The sequence below is a fragment of the Desulfitobacterium dichloroeliminans LMG P-21439 genome, from assembly GCF_000243135.2.
Taxonomy (GTDB): Bacteria; Bacillota; Desulfitobacteriia; order Desulfitobacteriales; family Desulfitobacteriaceae; genus Desulfitobacterium; species Desulfitobacterium dichloroeliminans.
On the sequence record NC_019903.1, the window covers coordinates 2,897,052 to 2,913,943 of the forward strand.

General features: G+C 46.5%; 19 protein-coding genes. All 19 read right to left on the minus strand.

The window, feature by feature from the left end:
- Positions 1–48: 48 nt before the first annotated feature.
- The 19 genes from DESDI_RS13755 to fliM all read right to left on the minus strand — a co-directional run bounded on the left by DESDI_RS13755 (position 49) and on the right by fliM (position 16,886).
- Positions 49–1,197 carry a flagellar hook protein FlgE gene (locus DESDI_RS13755; protein ID WP_015263222.1) on the minus strand — a complete coding sequence of 383 codons (1,149 nt, stop codon included), beginning with the start codon at positions 1,195–1,197 and terminating at the stop codon, positions 49–51.
- Positions 1,198–1,270: 73 nt separating this feature from the next.
- Positions 1,271–1,846: a flagellar hook capping FlgD N-terminal domain-containing protein gene (locus DESDI_RS13760; RefSeq protein ID WP_015263223.1), complete on the minus strand. Its 576-nt coding sequence runs from the start codon at positions 1,844–1,846 to the stop codon at positions 1,271–1,273.
- 10 nt (positions 1,847–1,856) lie between these two features.
- A complete protein-coding gene (locus tag DESDI_RS13765; RefSeq protein ID WP_015263224.1) occupies positions 1,857–3,446 on the minus strand; it encodes a flagellar hook-length control protein FliK in 1,590 nt (529 codons plus the stop codon).
- Positions 3,447–3,564: 118 nt separating this feature from the next.
- Positions 3,565–4,317: a FliA/WhiG family RNA polymerase sigma factor gene (locus tag DESDI_RS13770; RefSeq protein ID WP_015263225.1), complete on the minus strand. Its 753-nt coding sequence runs from the start codon at positions 4,315–4,317 to the stop codon at positions 3,565–3,567.
- A gap of 46 nt (positions 4,318–4,363) precedes the next feature.
- Positions 4,364–4,771 (minus strand): hypothetical protein, encoded by a 408-nt coding sequence (locus DESDI_RS13775; RefSeq protein ID WP_041219503.1) that lies wholly within the window; start codon positions 4,769–4,771, stop codon positions 4,364–4,366.
- Positions 4,772–4,774: 3 nt separating this feature from the next.
- Complete coding sequence (locus DESDI_RS13780) at positions 4,775–5,257, minus strand: chemotaxis protein CheD (RefSeq protein ID WP_015263227.1); 483 nt, start codon at positions 5,255–5,257, stop codon at positions 4,775–4,777.
- Positions 5,254–5,850, minus strand: coding sequence for a chemotaxis protein CheC (locus tag DESDI_RS13785; protein ID WP_015263228.1), 597 nt, complete (start codon positions 5,848–5,850; stop codon positions 5,254–5,256). Before DESDI_RS13785 ends, DESDI_RS13780 begins: the two co-directional genes overlap by 4 nt.
- A gap of 1 nt (position 5,851) precedes the next feature.
- Positions 5,852–6,496 (minus strand): flagellar brake protein, encoded by a 645-nt coding sequence (locus tag DESDI_RS13790; RefSeq protein WP_015263229.1) that lies wholly within the window; start codon positions 6,494–6,496, stop codon positions 5,852–5,854.
- A 47-nt stretch (positions 6,497–6,543) separates the two neighbouring features.
- Positions 6,544–7,413, minus strand: coding sequence for a MinD/ParA family protein (locus DESDI_RS13795; protein ID WP_015263230.1), 870 nt, complete (start codon positions 7,411–7,413; stop codon positions 6,544–6,546).
- Positions 7,406–8,647 (minus strand): flagellar biosynthesis GTPase FlhF, encoded by a 1,242-nt coding sequence (gene flhF, locus DESDI_RS13800; protein WP_015263231.1) that lies wholly within the window; start codon positions 8,645–8,647, stop codon positions 7,406–7,408. The genes DESDI_RS13795 and flhF overlap by 8 nt, the downstream gene beginning before the upstream one ends.
- Positions 8,637–10,703 carry a flagellar biosynthesis protein FlhA gene (gene flhA / locus DESDI_RS13805; RefSeq protein ID WP_015263232.1) on the minus strand — a complete coding sequence of 689 codons (2,067 nt, stop codon included), beginning with the start codon at positions 10,701–10,703 and terminating at the stop codon, positions 8,637–8,639. The genes flhF and flhA overlap by 11 nt, the downstream gene beginning before the upstream one ends.
- A 34-nt stretch (positions 10,704–10,737) precedes the next feature.
- Complete coding sequence (flhB, locus tag DESDI_RS13810; RefSeq protein ID WP_041219505.1) at positions 10,738–11,790, minus strand: flagellar biosynthesis protein FlhB; 1,053 nt, start codon at positions 11,788–11,790, stop codon at positions 10,738–10,740.
- Positions 11,787–12,569 carry a flagellar biosynthetic protein FliR gene (gene fliR / locus DESDI_RS13815; protein ID WP_015263234.1) on the minus strand — a complete coding sequence of 261 codons (783 nt, stop codon included), beginning with the start codon at positions 12,567–12,569 and terminating at the stop codon, positions 11,787–11,789. The genes flhB and fliR overlap by 4 nt, the downstream gene beginning before the upstream one ends.
- A gap of 18 nt (positions 12,570–12,587) precedes the next feature.
- Entirely contained in the window at positions 12,588–12,860 is a 273-nt protein-coding gene (fliQ, locus tag DESDI_RS13820; protein ID WP_015263235.1) for a flagellar biosynthesis protein FliQ, read from the minus strand.
- Positions 12,861–12,951: 91 nt separating this feature from the next.
- Positions 12,952–13,749, minus strand: a complete 798-nt coding sequence (gene fliP, locus DESDI_RS13825) for a flagellar type III secretion system pore protein FliP (protein ID WP_015263236.1) — start codon at positions 13,747–13,749, stop codon at positions 12,952–12,954.
- Positions 13,749–14,246, minus strand: a complete 498-nt coding sequence (gene fliO, locus DESDI_RS13830) for a flagellar biosynthetic protein FliO (RefSeq protein WP_015263237.1) — start codon at positions 14,244–14,246, stop codon at positions 13,749–13,751. The genes fliP and fliO overlap by 1 nt, the downstream gene beginning before the upstream one ends.
- A 1-nt stretch (position 14,247) precedes the next feature.
- Positions 14,248–14,610 (minus strand): response regulator, encoded by a 363-nt coding sequence (locus DESDI_RS13835; protein WP_015263238.1) that lies wholly within the window; start codon positions 14,608–14,610, stop codon positions 14,248–14,250.
- A 58-nt stretch (positions 14,611–14,668) separates the two neighbouring features.
- Positions 14,669–15,898 carry a flagellar motor switch phosphatase FliY gene (gene fliY, locus DESDI_RS13840; RefSeq protein ID WP_015263239.1) on the minus strand — a complete coding sequence of 410 codons (1,230 nt, stop codon included), beginning with the start codon at positions 15,896–15,898 and terminating at the stop codon, positions 14,669–14,671.
- Complete coding sequence (gene fliM / locus DESDI_RS13845) at positions 15,891–16,886, minus strand: flagellar motor switch protein FliM (protein WP_015263240.1); 996 nt, start codon at positions 16,884–16,886, stop codon at positions 15,891–15,893. Before fliM ends, fliY begins: the two co-directional genes overlap by 8 nt.
- Between the last annotated feature and the right edge of the window lie 6 nt (positions 16,887–16,892).

Genomic DNA, 16,892 nt, shown 5'->3' on the forward strand with positions numbered 1-16,892 from the left:
AAAGGACTTTGACTTCAGGTACAACCTAAAGCCCAAGTCCTAAGTCCCTTATCCACGTTTAAGATCAATAAGCTCCTGCAATAAGGAGTCCGATACAGTGATAACCCGAGAATTAGCTTGGAATCCCCGCTGAGTCACAATCATGTCTGTGAACTCTTGAGAGAGATCCACGTTAGACATTTCTACGGTGCTGGGAATGATAGCTCCACGGCCATCTTCACCCGCGCCAGCTATTGATGCCGCACCCGAGTTATTGGAGGCCGCATAAAAGCTATTGCCGAGGTTTTGCAAACCAGCTTCATTGGCAAAATTGGCGACAGCCACTTGCCCGATTATGCGAGTCGCGGAAGCATCACCATTACTATAGACTCCAGTAATGGCTCCCTTGGAATCTATGGAGAAGCTACTTAAGGTTGCTAGTGGGATATCCGTGCCATCGGCGTATTTTGCGTCATGGTTTGTGATCGTAAAAGTATTATAAGCAGTGGTGCTTAATGTTGGATCAGTGCCGGTGGGTGGTACTGTGATGGTTCCCCGTGCGCTGTCTAATGTGCCGCCGCCAGTAATAGTTGCAGTCGCGCCAATTAATGAAGGATTAGAATATACCCAAGAGTCCCCAGACTTAGCCCAAGCATCTCTGGGAATACTTATCGCCGCCGGCGTAACAAGTGGAGGATTTTCGCCAATATTAAATCTAATGGCTTCTAGTTGTGTCCAATCTATCTTTGACTCATCAACATCTGTTGTGGTACTATCATCTACCATTCTTTCCACACCATACATATATCCCATGACCTTTGCCCCTGTCCCCGGTTCAACCAAGGTACCGTCATTATCTTGTGTGAAGGCTCCAGCCCGACTATACACGGTCTCTCCGTTATTCTGTAAGACAAAAAATCCTTTACCCTGAATCATCATATCCGTGTTTTTTCCTGTGGATTGGGAGCTTCCTTCTGTCATAATTTGGTCGATAGAGCTCAGCATGGAACCCAAGCCGATTTGAGCCGGATTGGTTCCCCCTTGGTTGGCTGAGGGCGAGCCTGCACCCTTCATGGTTTGGCTGAGCATGGTGGAAAATGTAACCCGGCTGCGCTTAAAGCCTGTAGTATTGACATTAGCGATGTTATTACCGATAACGTCCATTTTAACCTGATGGTTTTTCAACCCGGAAATTGCTGAATACAAAGAACGTAACATTAAGGCGTTCCCCCATTTCTTATTTGCCGTTTCATATCATATCTTACCGAATAGGCATTGGGTCAAAATAATCCTATACCTGCATCTCCGTATCTGTCTCGCCAGTATCCGGAACCTCCGGATCTGTCGGATCAGTTGCATCGGTAGGGTCTTTAGGTGGCTCTCCTGACTCTGCAGTCATCGCTTCATCGGCCACGGAAATAATCTCATTCATTTCCACTGCGCTATAGGTACCATCAGCCTTTTTAATCACCAATTGGGGATTACCATCCAACCATTGGACGGATTCCACAACCCCTTCCACGATGTTCTCAGTGTCTACATCCATTCCGGCGACATACTTGCCGATCAGAGCAGCTCCTTGACCCAGGAGTGAATGCTGGAAAAGGGAGGAAAAGGCGCTCGACATACTTTCCATAGAACTTGCTACATTATTCATTTGCTCAAGTGAGCTGAACTGAGCCATTTGGGTAATCATATCTTTATTATCCATGGGTGAAAGAGGGTCTTGGTTGCTGAGTTCAGTGACCAGTAGCCTTAAAAAATCATCCTTACCCATGACTTCCTTAGTAGCATCGGAAAAAGCACTACTTTTTGGTGCAGACGTGGGAGCATTGGATTTGTAATTAGGATCAATCGTGTTCCCCATTCTTTTCCTCCTAGGCCGTTACATTAATCCGACGGATTCCTTGTTCGTCTACTTGGGAGTCCATCATACTCTCGAGTTCTTCATTACTCGTGAATCCTAATTTTTCATCGCCATTCTCCTGGGCCCGAGCTTTGTCTTCTTGCCCTTGGCCTTCTTGGGAATGCCGGTTTTGTTCTCCTAATCCCATCTCCATCATGCCACATTGAATACCTAACTGAGTCAGGTTATCCCTGAGATCCGACAGATTGGTTTGCAGTAGTTGTCCAGTGCCTGCGTCAGTGGCCACCATGCGAATATGCATTTGACCTTCTTCCCAACGCATGGAGATATTGATTTGCCCTAATTCAGCGGGACGCAGATGAATTATCATTTCGCGGAGTTGAGGGCGAGCCTGGTAGGCTTTTTCAAAAACCTCATTAGCGACTTGCGTCCATACGGGGGTGCCCTTTTCTAACACCTTTCCCTGGACCTGAGATGTCTCCTTTGTTGAGCTCAATCCCACAACACTTTCCATGTGGGAATCCTGCAGGGTGAATTGTTCATCTTTGGGGAAGTCGAGGCTACCCTTTTCTTGAAGCCCTACACCTGTTCCCAAAGATTTGTCGGAACCACTTCCCTTGCCTTGGTTAGCTCCATTTTGTGTAGACGATTGACCCTTTGGGTCTTGCTCGCCGGGCAGTTGGAAATTTCCCGGGTTTTCCGATTCCATATTCAGAACCCCCGAGTGCTTAGCCGTGCCCTCCGGCCCATTTTTCCCCAGAGTCCCAGCTATATTTTCTTCCAAGCCTACTGCACCCTCAGCCGGCTTTGTAGCAAGAGCACTTACTAGTGTCCCTTGGCCATTGCCTTGCTGTGTGCTCGGTACGACCTGTACTTCAACATCATCTACTACTGAAGTCATCGATTGACCTATTGCTGTCTGAGCTACTGTGACCTTGTCCGCCGCGATACCCGTACCGGACGCCTGTCCTTCTCCTACTAATCCGATAAACAGACCGCTATTAAAGCGTTGGGCAGCGATAGCGGATTTTTGCTGGGTTAAGGTGTTCAATCCCTCAGGATGAGTTTTTACTTTCACTTCTCCTGACATATCCGTAAGTAAATCGACAATCACATTCTTATATAAATCCAATTCCGACTGTGGGGTATTCCCCTGAAGTTGCCCTGTCATCCCTGACATTTGGGCTACCTCTAATGTTCCTAGGGGGTTCGAGAAATTGCTTTGACCACGCAAAGTATCCATTTGACTCAAAAGGAGATTCAGTTGACCTGAGAACTCCTCTTCACTCATAGGATTCTGAACCTGTCGTGCCAAAACTTCTTGAAGATTTCCCTCTCCTTGAAGCATAGCCATCATAGCCTGAAGTCCCTCTATCCCCAATAGGGCGTTACGTCCGGAATTGGCTTCCTTGCCCGCCGGTGCGTTGCTCTGATCATCAGAGTCTTGCTCTTGTCCACTATGTTGGTTCATCCAGTTGCCAAAGATTGCAGCAAACATCATTGCCGCCGCATCATTGCCTTTGGGAGAGCTGTCTACAACTACTGATCCATTATCCGCATTATTGATAGATCCCGTGGACAGAGCCTTAATTGCTGTCATGGCATCACCTCCGCAAATTATAGTCCAACTATAATATCGTAATATGCGAGAAAAAACTTTAGCTTTCTACACAATCCAACGTTCATTCGTCATAACACAGCCTGACCCCAGTTCACATCTAGAATAAATTCTTCTTTTGGCGGCTGAGTCGGCCTCTTAGTCGCAGTATGGCTTGGGAATGAAGTTGGGAGATTCTCGATTCCGAAAGTTTCATAATGACGGCTATTTCTTTAAGAGTTAAATCCTCCTGATAATACAGAGCAACCACTAGCTTTTCTTTCTCAGGAAGTTTTTCAACGGCATCGGCCATGATTTTCTTTTGCTCTTTGAGTTCAACTTCTTGATAAGCTTCTTGGGCCAGCGGGTCTTTGAGCTGAGTTTTAGGAGAGCTATGAAATTCTCCATCCTCCCCCGCAGCCATTTCATCTAATGAGGTTATATTGAGCATTTGTCCTTGATGGATAACCGCTTCCAAATCCCGCAGTTCCATCTGTAAAAATACCGCCACTTCCTCGTTGCGAGCCGGGCGCCCTTGCTGAGCCTCAATTTCAGTGAAAGCTTCTTGAACCCGTTTGACTTTCTGCCGGGCGGAATGAGGAACCCAGTCCATCGTCCTTAAGCCATCAATCATAGCCCCACGGATTCTCAAGGTAGCATAGGTTTCGAATTTGACTCCTCGTCCAATATCAAAGCGTTCTAAAGCGTCCATTAGGCCAAAGACACCGTAGCCGATTAAATCATCTTCATCAACATGTTGAGGTAAGGAAATAGCCAACCGACCGGAAATACGCTTGACCAACGGCAAATAATTTTCGATCTGTTCTTCTCGCCAGGCTCCTCGATTGGCCGCTTCATAAGGATTCGCTATCATGTTGACTCCCCTCCCTTACAAGTCGCTCGTTCAATACCGGACTCGTTCAATCACCCCAACCCATTCTTCTCACAATTTCTGCTTGTTTTTCAGCATTAGGTAACCCTTCTACTAACTCATGATTCAATTGGCCCGCGACAGCGGACGGAGCTTGAATCGTTGCTGGAGTTTGTTCAGTCGCCGAATCTCGTTCTATCTCTGCATTGTTCAAATCATCTTCTTGCCCCACAGCAATATCAAAGACAGCGCCCAGGTACTCCGTTTCTTGATCGATCGCGGATTTTTCAAAGATAGCAATACTTACGATGCATATTCCGTAAATCAAGGCAAACCCAACTATCGCATTGAGAATCACCCTTAGAAAACTCTCATCCACCAAGAAACTGACTAATGCTAATATAACTGAACAGCCTATCGCCAAATACCAAGCCCAAATCCGTAGTTTGTCCATCATTACTCAAATCACCTTTTCGCCGTGGTTAATGGTCCGAACCTTCAAATCCCCTGTTCCTACATCAAAATGAATGGTTCGACCGAAATTTCCTCCTACATCAGAAACGAGCAGAGGTATTCCTACGCGCTTTAATTCTATAATGACTTGTTCAGCATTGCGATCGCCAATTTTCAGAACCGGTGGCTTGCCCGGAAAGGAAAACATTTGAGCGCCGCCGGCGATTTTAGCCCGCAGGCGAGTCTTGACTGCTCCCAAGCGCAGAATCTCTTCGACGAGCACACCCATCGCTGTATCAGCGTATTTGGCAAGGTTTCCGCCATTGTTCCCACCTGCTGTAGGTAGCATTATATGAGCCATACCACCGACTCTTTGGATGGGATCATGAATGCAGATCCCAATGCATGAACCAAGACCTGCTGTCATTAAAATATCGGGAGCTTTTGCCACCTTTAAATCAGCCATTCCTACGCTAATCACATTGCTCATACTCCAATAGCTCCCAGCAATTTGCTTAATGATCCCTCATCGGGTAAGAAAACAAATTTCCCTTCTATTTGTGGTAATCCAGAAAGCTGGGTGTTTATAAAAAGCACTGTATCCTCCAGCACCCCGTCTTCCAGAAGAATCGCATCAAAGATTGCTCCAACCATATCCACCGCTAAAGCCGGTACCGAAGGCTGGAGGGGAATACCGGAAAATTGAGTAAGGGCAACGAGGAAGGAACTCACCATTATATTTCCTACCTCTTTCATGGCTGATTGCGCCATTTCATTTTCAAAAAGGTTAAAGGACTCGTTCGTTCCGAAGAGAGCTTGCACTAAAATCTCAGCACTCTGCAAAGGGAAGAAGAACACTGCCTTCCCGGGGGCATCACCTTCGACTTTTACGTAGATGACAGCTTGAGGAACCTCGATATTTCCGATCACAGCAGGAGCTCTGTCAAACTCGATAGCCCGCACCTCCGGAATCGACATATCTATCCGGCGGTTAAGCATAGTCGATAAGGCCGTCGCCGCATGCCCGGACCCAATATTTCCGACCTCACGCAACGCATCCAATTGTATTTGATTGATTTCCATTCTATACCAATCCCTTCTTGCGCAAGTCTCTTTGAATATTAAAAACACATCGTACGATGCGGTCGCGATCCCGTTCAGAAATCTGATAGAAATCTACAGATATTGCAAATTTACTGGTATCCTCGACTGGCACAACGCGGCATACCCGCCCCGGTGTCCCTATTGTATAGGAAGGCAACTCAAGATTAGCAAAAAGAATGGTGCCTATGTCCAACTTTTCCTTTGACTGAAAGCGCATTCCTCCACCACTCAAGTCCAACATATTGCCCGTTTTTAAATCGCCAAGTCCTGTTCTCTCCACTACTTGATAGGTCAGCGGGTAAAAAGCAGCGACTCGCACGTAATTCCTTCTTTGAACCCGCTTAATGCTCTCTGGCATTTCGAGAACAAAAATTGAGATGGGGACCGCGATACGCTGAATAACGGTTGTATTAAAAGCATAGGAAGCTACTTCATCCCAGAAGGTGACTACGAGGGGAGTCCTTTCATGGAGAGGTATAATCATCCCACGGTGCTGCGGAGCATAGACAGATATCCGCGTCTTGCCCACTTCATCGATGTGGGTTCGATAATTACCTTCGTAATCTCCTTCCGGAACGTGCACCTCTACTGATAATCCAGGAACTAATTTATCTAGGTATTGCATTGCCTCACCTCCTGTGAACAGATTACTCCCTCAATAATTATTGTGAGCTAATTAAAAGCACGTAATAGGTTCGTTAGGAACCCCCGTATTCCTCCCGCTTGCTTCGGTGGACTGAGATATAAACCAGATACTGAACTGGCAATCCATTGAATACATTGAAAGGCTGAACTTTGCGGATAAGAAATACCCACCGGTTCTTGCCTCATCACAGATTTGCCTACTGCTGCATCCTCATACACCCATCCTAAAAGGTTTAAGGAGATATTTAAGAACCGATAGGAGGCACTCTCTAGACGCTCATATGTATCCTTAGCATCGGATTCCTTTTGAACACGATTCACCACAACGTTGACTGAAAAATTGTTTCTCACCTGTTGCAGAGCCTTAAGGAGTCCATAAGCATCCGTTAAAGCGGTCGGTTCTGGAGTGGTAATTAAGATAATATCATCAGCTGCTTTGAGGAAATTTAACACCGTATGTCCCAGCCCTGCGCCGGTGTCGATGATGATAATATCCGTTAAACCCTCTAAACGACCTAAATTCCTCACGACTTCTTCTAGTCGTTCCCTCTCAATGTTGGCAAGATCCTGCACTCCAGATCCCCCCGGTAATATTCCAATTCCCTTGGGTCCGTAGATAAGAATCTCCTCAATCTCCTTCTCACCACTAAGAAGGTGCTCCAAGGTATAACGTGGCGTTACACCGCAGGCAATATCAAGATTGGCTAGACCTAAATCCCCATCAAGCAAGATGACCCGATAGCCAAGATCGATTAGTGCTATGCCTAAATTCACACTGAAATTCGTTTTCCCCACTCCACCTTTGCCACTGGTGACAGCGAGCACACGCAAACTCTGCTTTGATTCTAATTTGTGGCGAGAAGCAAGACGTTTTAATACCTTAGCCTGATCATTCACGTCCATCCCCCTCACCAAGAATATACCGAGTTAGGCGCTCCGGGGTCGCCACTTCAATATCATCCGGAACATTTTGCCCATTGGTAATATAAGCCACCGGCAGGTTCGTTTTTTCCAATAGGTTTAGAATGATACCTCCGCCCACGGTTTCATCGAGTTTTGTAAAAATGAGATGAGTGGTTAAGGGCTCAAAGCGCTGATAAATTTTAGCTAAATCCGCGGATTGAGTCGCTGCACTCATAACCAGCAGGGTAAGATCCGGCTGTGCCTTGTCGAGGAAGGATTTTAGCTCAGACATATGCAGCTCATGATGAGGGCTACGACCGGCTGTATCAATAAATACAAGTTCTTTATCCTCATGACGTTGAATAGCATCACGCAGGCCTGAGGGCGTCATGACCACCTCTACAGGAACACCGATAATCTCGCCAAAGGTCTTTAGCTGTTCCACCGCTGCTACCCGATAAGTATCGGCGGTGATTAAGGCCACCCGTCGCTTATCGACAATGCTAAAACCAGCAGCTAACTTGCCAATGGTCGTAGTTTTACCTACACCTGTCGGTCCGATTAAAGCAATAACCCGTGGTTTGCGAACCCCCGGCTGTATGGCAGCTGTATTAACACATATCTGACGTATCGATTCTTTAATGCAGGCCCTGACGCGATGGTCTTCATTCCAATCTTCCTCGCGTACATTTTGTTGAACATTGCGTAGAATCCTTTTAATCAGCTTCGAGCGAATGCCCTGCTCTTTAAGGCGATCAGCCCATTTTTGCAAAGATACGGGCCATACTACTTGTTCGCCCTCTAGTCCCTCAAGCTGACGATTCATGTTCTCTAACAGTTTGCGCATAGCTAAAATCTCTGTTTCTAAATCGTCTGCTTCTCTAGCCTTGGAAAGACTGCTCTCACCCTGAGGAGTACTTTGCGGCTTCTCAAGAAATCGGGGAGTTTGGCTAGGCGCTTCCTGAGGCGCGACTTCCCTAAGTAGAGAACTCTCTGGGCGAGCCCCATAGGGGTTCGATGGGTACATAGCTTTTGCTGATATTTGCTTCTTCACAGGTTCCTCTTCAATTGCAGCCATCACTTCCACCTTAGGTTTGCCGAAAAAACCCAAAAAACCGCCATCTTTAAATTGTCGTGTTTGCAGGATAACGGCATCTGAGCCTAGTTCCTGTTTCACCTTGCCCATGGTTTCCGCGACAGTATCGCCAATAAAGCGTTTAACTCGCATTTCCAGTCATCACCATCCCTACCGCCTGAACTTGTACCCCATGGACAAGCTCGTTATAAGATAATACTATGAGTTGGGGCAACTGTCGTTCAGTTACCCGTTTTAAATTAATCCTCACAACCGGTGCACATACCAGTACTGGGTTGAATCCCTTAAGAATCATCTTTTCCATTTCTCGAGCCAAAGACTGCATAACCTCTTGTAAAACGCGGGGGTCCAGTGTCATATAGCTACCATAGTCCGAAGGTTGAATGCTATCCAGAATCTGTTGCTCTAACTTCGGTTCCAGGGTAAGTACCGGTAATTCCTTATTGCTACCTAAGAGAGGTTGCACGATTTGTCGTCCTAAGGACTGACGTACGTACTCCGTTAAACGATCGAGATCCTTCGTGGTTCCGGCATAATCAGCCAGAGTCTCAAGAATAGTGACCATATCCCGAATGGAAACCCGTTCTCTCAGCAGATTGGAAAGAATCTTTTGCATTTGTCCCAGATTGATGTGCTCCATGGCATCATCCACAGCTGCCGGAGCCTGCTCGCGAGCGTGATCAAGAAGGGTCTTCACATCCTGGCGGCTTAAAATCTCCCAGGCATTGCTCTTAATGACTTCGGTAATATGCGTCGCTAATACCGTAGGGGCGTCCACGACAGTTCCACCATTCATCTCCACTTCTTCCCGGTAAATCGCATTGATCCATTTTGCATCTAAGCCAAAGGCCGGTTCCTTAGTGGGGATACCCGGGATGTTATCATCGCCTAGGCCGCTGCTCATAGCCAAATAATGGTCAGCCATAATCTCCCCTCCGGCCACTTCGGCACCGCGTAATTTTATGGAGTACTGATTAGGTTGTAAATTCATATTATCTCTAACGCGAATGACTGGCACTATAAAGCCCAGCTCACTGGCTACCTGGCGGCGAATTAAGACTATCCGGTCCAGTAAATCTCCGCCCTGCTGGACATCTACCAGGGCGATGAGTGCATACCCCAGCTCCAGTTCCATATTATCGATAGTCAACAGGTTAAGGACGTTCTCCGGCTTTTTGCTTTCTTCGATGGCCGTTTCCCGTGCCGCTGCTGTCTCTTCAACTAGGTTCTGTTGGCTGCCCCTATCCATGGTTCTTCCAAGAAGCACCAAAGCGATAGCCACGATGAGTAAGGGTACCCAAGGAAGACCAAACATAGCGAGGATTATGCACACTCCAGCAGTAATATAGAGGGCTTTCGGGGTACGAAAGAGTTGACTGGATAAATCTTGCCCCAAGTTGGTCTCAGAAGCCGCTCGAGTGACCACAAGGCCAGTTGCAGTAGACATCAAAAGGGCTGGAATCTGTGTGACGAGTCCATCCCCTATCGTAAGCAACGTATAGGTATGTAGGGCTTCCATGATATCCATGCCCCGCATAGCGATTCCAGTTACAAATCCACCGATGATATTGATAAAGAGAATAATTATCGCGGCAATAGCGTCCCCTTTAACAAATTTGCTAGCTCCATCCATCGCTCCATAGAAATCGGCTTCGGATTGAATTTTTTTTCGTCGATCCCGAGCTTGTAGATCGGTAATCATACCGGCGTTAAGATCCGCATCAATGCTCATCTGTTTTCCTGGCATAGCATCCAATGTAAAACGAGCGCCTACTTCCGATACCCGTTCCGAACCCTTAGTAATAACAATAAAATTTACGACAACGAGGATGGCAAAGATAATAAAACCGACCACTGGTTCGCCGCGCACAACGAACTCCCCGAATTGTTCGATGACATTGCCGGCGTGAGCATCGGCAAGAATTAAACGAGTTGTGGATACATTAAGAGATAGCCTGAATAAGGTCAAGATAAGAATCAAGGAAGGTAGCACCGAAAAATCCAGCGGATCCTTAGTAAACACCGCAATCATCAGGGTAAGCACCGCAGAAGTGATGCTGACCGTCAATAAAATATCCAGTAGTAAGGGCGGGATCGGGATGACCATCATGACAACAATAGAAACGATAAAAATTGCGGCAAGTACATCGATATTGTTATACCAGCGTCGGCTAATGTTTGTGGCCATGAGTGGATTCCTCCTTTCTTACCCCGTATACTTCTTATCCAGTATATTTCTTTCTTTTGAGCTTATAGACGAAGGCAAGGACCTCTGCTACAGCTTTATAGAGTTCCGCGGGTACGGCTTGCCCAATTTCTGCTTGCGCGAAGAGGGCACGGGCCAGCGGCCTGTTTTCCATGGTAATGATGCCATATTCTTTGGCAAGCTGTTTGATCCGTTGTGCAATTTCGTCAGCTCCTTTGGCAACGATGACGGGAGCTGCATTCTCTTTAGGGTCATAGCGCAGAGCAACTGCATAGTGAGTCGGGTTGGTCACGACCACATCGGCCGTCTTTAAGTCCTGCATCATACGTTGCATAGCCATGGCTCTTTGCTTCCGCTTAATCTCACTTTTTATTTGAGGATTACCTTCGGTTTGCTTATACTCTTGCTTCATTTCTTCATGGGACATTTTGAGGTTTTTCTCGTAGTCCCACCACTGATAGAGGAAATCTATCCCGGCAATGACAAAAAAGGATAAAGCAATTTTCCAACCCAGATCGACAATCAATCCACCTATAAATACGGCCCCTTGGCCTACTGTAAAGCGGGCCATAACCGGAAAGACTTCAAAGTTATCGCGGATTGTTGCGTAGAGGAAATAGCCAATAAAGATAACTTTTAGCAAGGATTTGGCCAGCTCTACCCAAGCTTTCACCCCAAACATGCGCTTGGCCCCGTTAAGAGGGCTAATGCGACTAAGCTGAGGCTTTAATGGCTCAAGGGTGAAAAGAGTACGTACTTGCAGGTAGTTGGCACCTATGGCAATAACTGCCCCGACAATAAATATAGGTGCGCCGATTTGAATGCCTAGCCAAACTAGATCCACCATTAAGCTAGCAACGGAGCGAGTCGTCCATTCGCTCGAGAGCCTATAGACGTAAGTGAATATTCCTTGAGCCTTTTCCAACATGGTCGGGACATAGTATTTCAGAAGTGCAATAAAGCTGACTAGCATGAGTGCGGAGACCATTTCCGTACTCTTAAAGACTTGACCTTTCTTGCGCGCCTCCTGCCGGCGCTTGGGTGTGGCCTGATGTGTTTTTTCACTCATGTTTGCTGCCACCCCTTATAAAGCTCTAAAAGCATGTTCATCGCTCGGTCAAAAAGCATATTCACCGTTTCTCCGAAAAAACTAATACCTAAGAATAGAATAATGAAACCAAAAATAATCTTCACCGGAAAAATAACCGTAAAAATATTCATCTGTGGAACAGTCCGCATTAACAGTCCTACCCCGATATCAGAAAGGACCAAAGCGCCCATAACTGGCAAAGCAAGCTGAATGGATAATGTAAAAGTATCGCGGAAAAGATGAACAAAATAATTAATCCCTTGGGGTAGAGCTGACGGATCAATCGGTACATAGTTATAACTCTCGACCATGGCAGCGATCATATAATGGTGGGAATTGGTCGCCAGCAGTAGCATAATGGCGATAATCATCTGAAAATTCCCCATCATGGCACTTTGTACACCGAAGATGGGATCGATAGCACCACTCATGTTAAATCCCATCTGCATATCGATTAATCGACCGGCACCTTCTAAAACTGCTGTAATAGCATAAATGACAAAACCCACGACCAACCCGACAAAGATCTCTTTAATCAGGAGCCCTACATAGGGTAAGGTCTCACTGGGAATCAGAGGTCCCCTAGCTAGGATGACTGGATAAAGGATAACAGATATGCTCACGGCCAAGCCAAGCTTAACCATTGCCGGAACACCACGAGCTCCGAATACAGGAGCTAACATAATCATCCCCGCCCACCGGGAGAGAATGAGGAGGAACAGTGTGAGATTCCATTGCAAAAATTCTGCTAAGCCCATATCACTCCTCCGGATAATTTAGTAATTCCCAAACGTGGCTAGCTCGTTAAATAGATTCGCTGTGTAACCAGTGAGCACGTCAAGCATCCAAGGTCCCAGTAGTAACATCACCAGAGCAATCCCTAATATCTTGGGTATAAAGGTCAGGGTCTGCTCTTGAATCTGGGTCATGGCCTGAAAAATACTGACCAATAAACCCACAAGCAAGCTCACACCCAAAATAGGGCCTCCAATCATGAGGGCTGTCATCAAGGCTTCCTTGGCAAGATATAGTACATCATTCTGGGTCATCCATACACCCCTCCTGATCAAAAACCGTCACTGAGTGATAGCAGAAATCCTGTGATTTTTCATAATGAGCCATAGTATCTTGACCCGATAGCTAGTAAAAACTAGTGACGAGGGATTGGACCACAAGATGCCAACCATCGACAAGAACAAATAAGAGAATCTTAAAGGGCAAGGAAATCATCATCGGTGGGAGCATCATCATACCCATGGACATTAAGACGGAAGCCACTAACATATCAATGACCATAAAGGGAATAAATATGGCAAAGCCCATTTGAAAGGCTGTCTTTAATTCGCTGATAACAAAGGCAGGAATTAAAACATAGGTTGGAATATCTCCGTAGGTTTGTGGCCGTTCCATGCGGGCCAAACCGACAAAAAGTTCAAGATCCTTTTCCCGAGTCTGTTCAAACATAAATTGCCGCAGGGGAGCTTCCGCTTGATCCAGCGCTTCAGCCTGAGTGATTTGGCTTTGCATGTACGGTTGAAGGGCTTGGGTGTTCACTTCGTTCCAGGTGGGTGCCATAACAAAAAAAGTTAAGAATAAGGACAGACCGATAATTACCTGAGTTGGTGGCAGTTGCTGAGTTCCCAGAGCATTACGTACAAAAGAGAGTACAATAACGATACGGGTAAAGGAGGTCATTAACACGAGGATGGCGGGAGCAATCGATAAAACGGTCATCATGAGCAGGATCTGCAGAGTAGTACTGGTCTGCTCAGCCGTCGATGCCCCGAAATCAAGGGTTAAACCTGCTGCCAATACGGGTTCGGTATTTCTAAGAAGCAAACCCACCATCAGCAGGATCAGCAAGCCTGCCTTCCCTACACGACCTTGCACTTTCCCTATATAACCTCGTACTGAATTCCAAGGTCGCTTGGTGGCCATTAGCGTTCCACCTCCTCTAGCAAACGTTCGAGTTCATCTTCAAACGGCTCTTTCCCTTTGCCGCGTTTGCTACCAAAGGCCTGCTTAGCAATGCCCGCAAAAATGTTCTCCGCTCTCTCAGCGGGTCGGTGGGCAAGCTCATCGAGAATCTCCGCCGCCAGCTCCGGATCATTAATCTCATCGATTTTAGTCAAATGATGATCTGTTCCCGCTAAGACTTGGAGCTTCCCGGCGACCTCAACGAGATAGAGGGACTGGTTGGTATTGAGCATTTGCCGATCCAGAACCCTCGCCCAGGGCGCCTGCATGCCCCGATAGGATGCTTGGTTCATACGACGAATGACCCATAAGGCCACCACCAGGATAAGGATAAAGATTAGGATCGTTCCCACAAGTCCCCCCCAATAGGAGGAATCAAGCCCTGTTTGGCTCACGGTCTCAGTAAGTTGACCTTGATAAGGTGTAGCATCGTCTATGCTCACTTGGGTGTAGGGCATTTTATTTCAACGCCTTTTGTACAGCCTCAACCACCCGATCTGCTTGGAAGGGCTTGACAATAAAGTCCTTGGCACCTGATTGAATGGCATCAATAACCATGGCTTGTTGCCCCATCGCACTACACATAACGACTCTGGCTTGTGGGTCGCGCTTTCTGATCTCACGCACAGCCTGCAACCCATCCATTTCGGGCATGGTAATATCCATAATGACCAAGTCCGGGGTCAACTCTACAAATTTATCCACGGCAACTGCACCGTTTTCTGCTTCCCCTACGACATTGAAGCCATTCTTTGTTAAAATATCCTTCACCATCATCCGCATAAATGCTGCGTCATCAACAATTAAAATATTAGCACCCACTATTTTTCCTCCTTATAAGAACTGAATTACTTCCTAGTCCTTTGTTGGCCGGAACGTACTAGAGTCCCATGGCCTTTGTCATACGCTCGCTGGGCTGCACGATATCAGTAATGCGAATCCCAAAGGTCTCATTGATAACAACAACTTCGCATTTTGCGACAAGCTTACCATTGACGATCATATCTACGGGTTCTCCTGCCAGTCGGTCTAATTCAATGACTGATCCGGGTCCCAGTTCAAGAATTTCCTTAATGGTTTTCTTCGCTTTACCTAATTCCACACTGACTTGTAAGGGGACATCCAGAATGAGTCCGAGATTATCTTGCCCCTGAATCAGCTCTGCTGGCTTTAAGGGAACGAATTGGGCCGGTTGTACCGTGGTTGGCGGAGCCCCATATCCCCCGGCATATTGTCCTCCCGGAGCATGCCCATAAGCAGGACCACCATAGCCTTGCTGAGGATACTCCGGCTGAGGTGCATAAGCTACTTGAGGGGGTTGTTCTGGTGGGTGTTGAACAGGCTGCCCATAACTCGCAGTAGGGGCCTGGACAGGAGCGGGTGGAGGTGGTGTCGGCTTTGTTTCCTGTTTTGAACTTGTTCCTCCCATGGACCCGAGAAGTTTTTCGACCATCCCTTTCGCCACAGGAATCGGAATCACTTGGACTAAAATACTATCAATAACGTCTTCCACAACCATACGGAAAGAGATTCTGACTAGCTTTTCTTGAGTATTAAGGAAGTTATTAATTGCATTGGTATCCTGCCCAGACATATCATTTAAGACCAGTTGCGGTGGTGTGATATCAATAACGGAGTTAAACATAGTTGACATTGATGTAGCAGCTGAACCCATCATCTGGTTCATGGCTTCGGCAACACCACTGATGCTGATCTCATTGAGCTCTTCAGAGGGATTTTGACCATTCCCCCCCATCATTAAATCGACGATGACGGCCCCATCCCGCTGCGAGAGGATGAGAAGGTTGGATCCCTCAATACCTACTTTATAACGGACATCCACAATGATTGAAGGAATTGGATAGTCTTTGCGAATTTGATCAGAATCCGCCAAGTCGACCTTGGGTGTGGTGATCTCTACCTTTCGCATTAAGAGCTGGGATAGGGTTGTGGCTGCAGTCCCCATAGAGATATTGGCAATCTCTCCTATTGCATCCTTTTCCATATCACTAAACTCTTGAGTGGGTTGTTCTTCGATTGGGGGACCTGATTCAAGATTCCCTCCCAGCAGGGCATCGATTTCTTCCTGGGAAAGCATCCCATTACCCATCCTGATCCCTTCCTTCCTCAACGATTTCTGTTAATTGGATAGCGACATGATCTCCTTGCAAACCGGGAACTCCTTTAAACTTACGATAACTCCCCACAAAGACTGGGAGCGGTTCCTTCACATTTTGCATCAGTGGAATAACATCCCCCGGTTCGAGTTCTAAAAGGTCGCGCACTAATATCTCTGAATATCCCAACAATGTGGTCATATCTACTTTAGCCCATTCTATCTTCTTGCGAATGATATTGACCTGTTCCTTTGAGTTTTCTTTAGCTTGGGTAGAGAAAAGGAATAGGGTACTGAGCTTATCCAAGATCGGTTCCAGTACAAGGTAGGGGAGACACATATTGATCATCCCTACCATCTCTCCGATAGTAACCTCTAGAGTGACTAGGATAATCATTTCATTGGGAGCTACAATCTGAGTAAACTGTGGATTGGTTTCTAGTACGATAAACTCTGGCTCGCTCTCCAGCACCTCTGTCCAAGCCTCACTAATCATTTCAATCATCTGCTCAGTGCGATGAGCAATAATCGTACGTTCTATTTCGGTGAGGTCTCTATTCTTCTCCGAGCTTTGTCCTTGGCCCCCTAATAATCGATCAATAATCGCAAAGGCGACAGCCGGACTCATCTCCATCAACAGCGTCCCTTCCAAAGGGTTCAAGGTATACAGGCTAAGAATCGTCGGATTTGGCAAGGAGCGAATGAACTCATCATAAGTAATCTGTTCAATGGAGCTTACCTTAGCTTCAATAACGGTATGGAGATTCCCAGACAAATATGTAGTCAGTGACCGGCAATAATTCTCATAAATATTTTGGAGGGAGTGAATCTGATCTTTGGAGAATTTATTCGGTCGTTTAAAATCATAAACTCGGATTTTCTTTTGAGTTTTTGTCGTCTTAATCTCTTCTGCATCGACCTGTCCATCGGAAAGCGCGTTTAGTAAGGCATCAATTTCGTCTTGAGACAATACCTCTCCCATAAGATC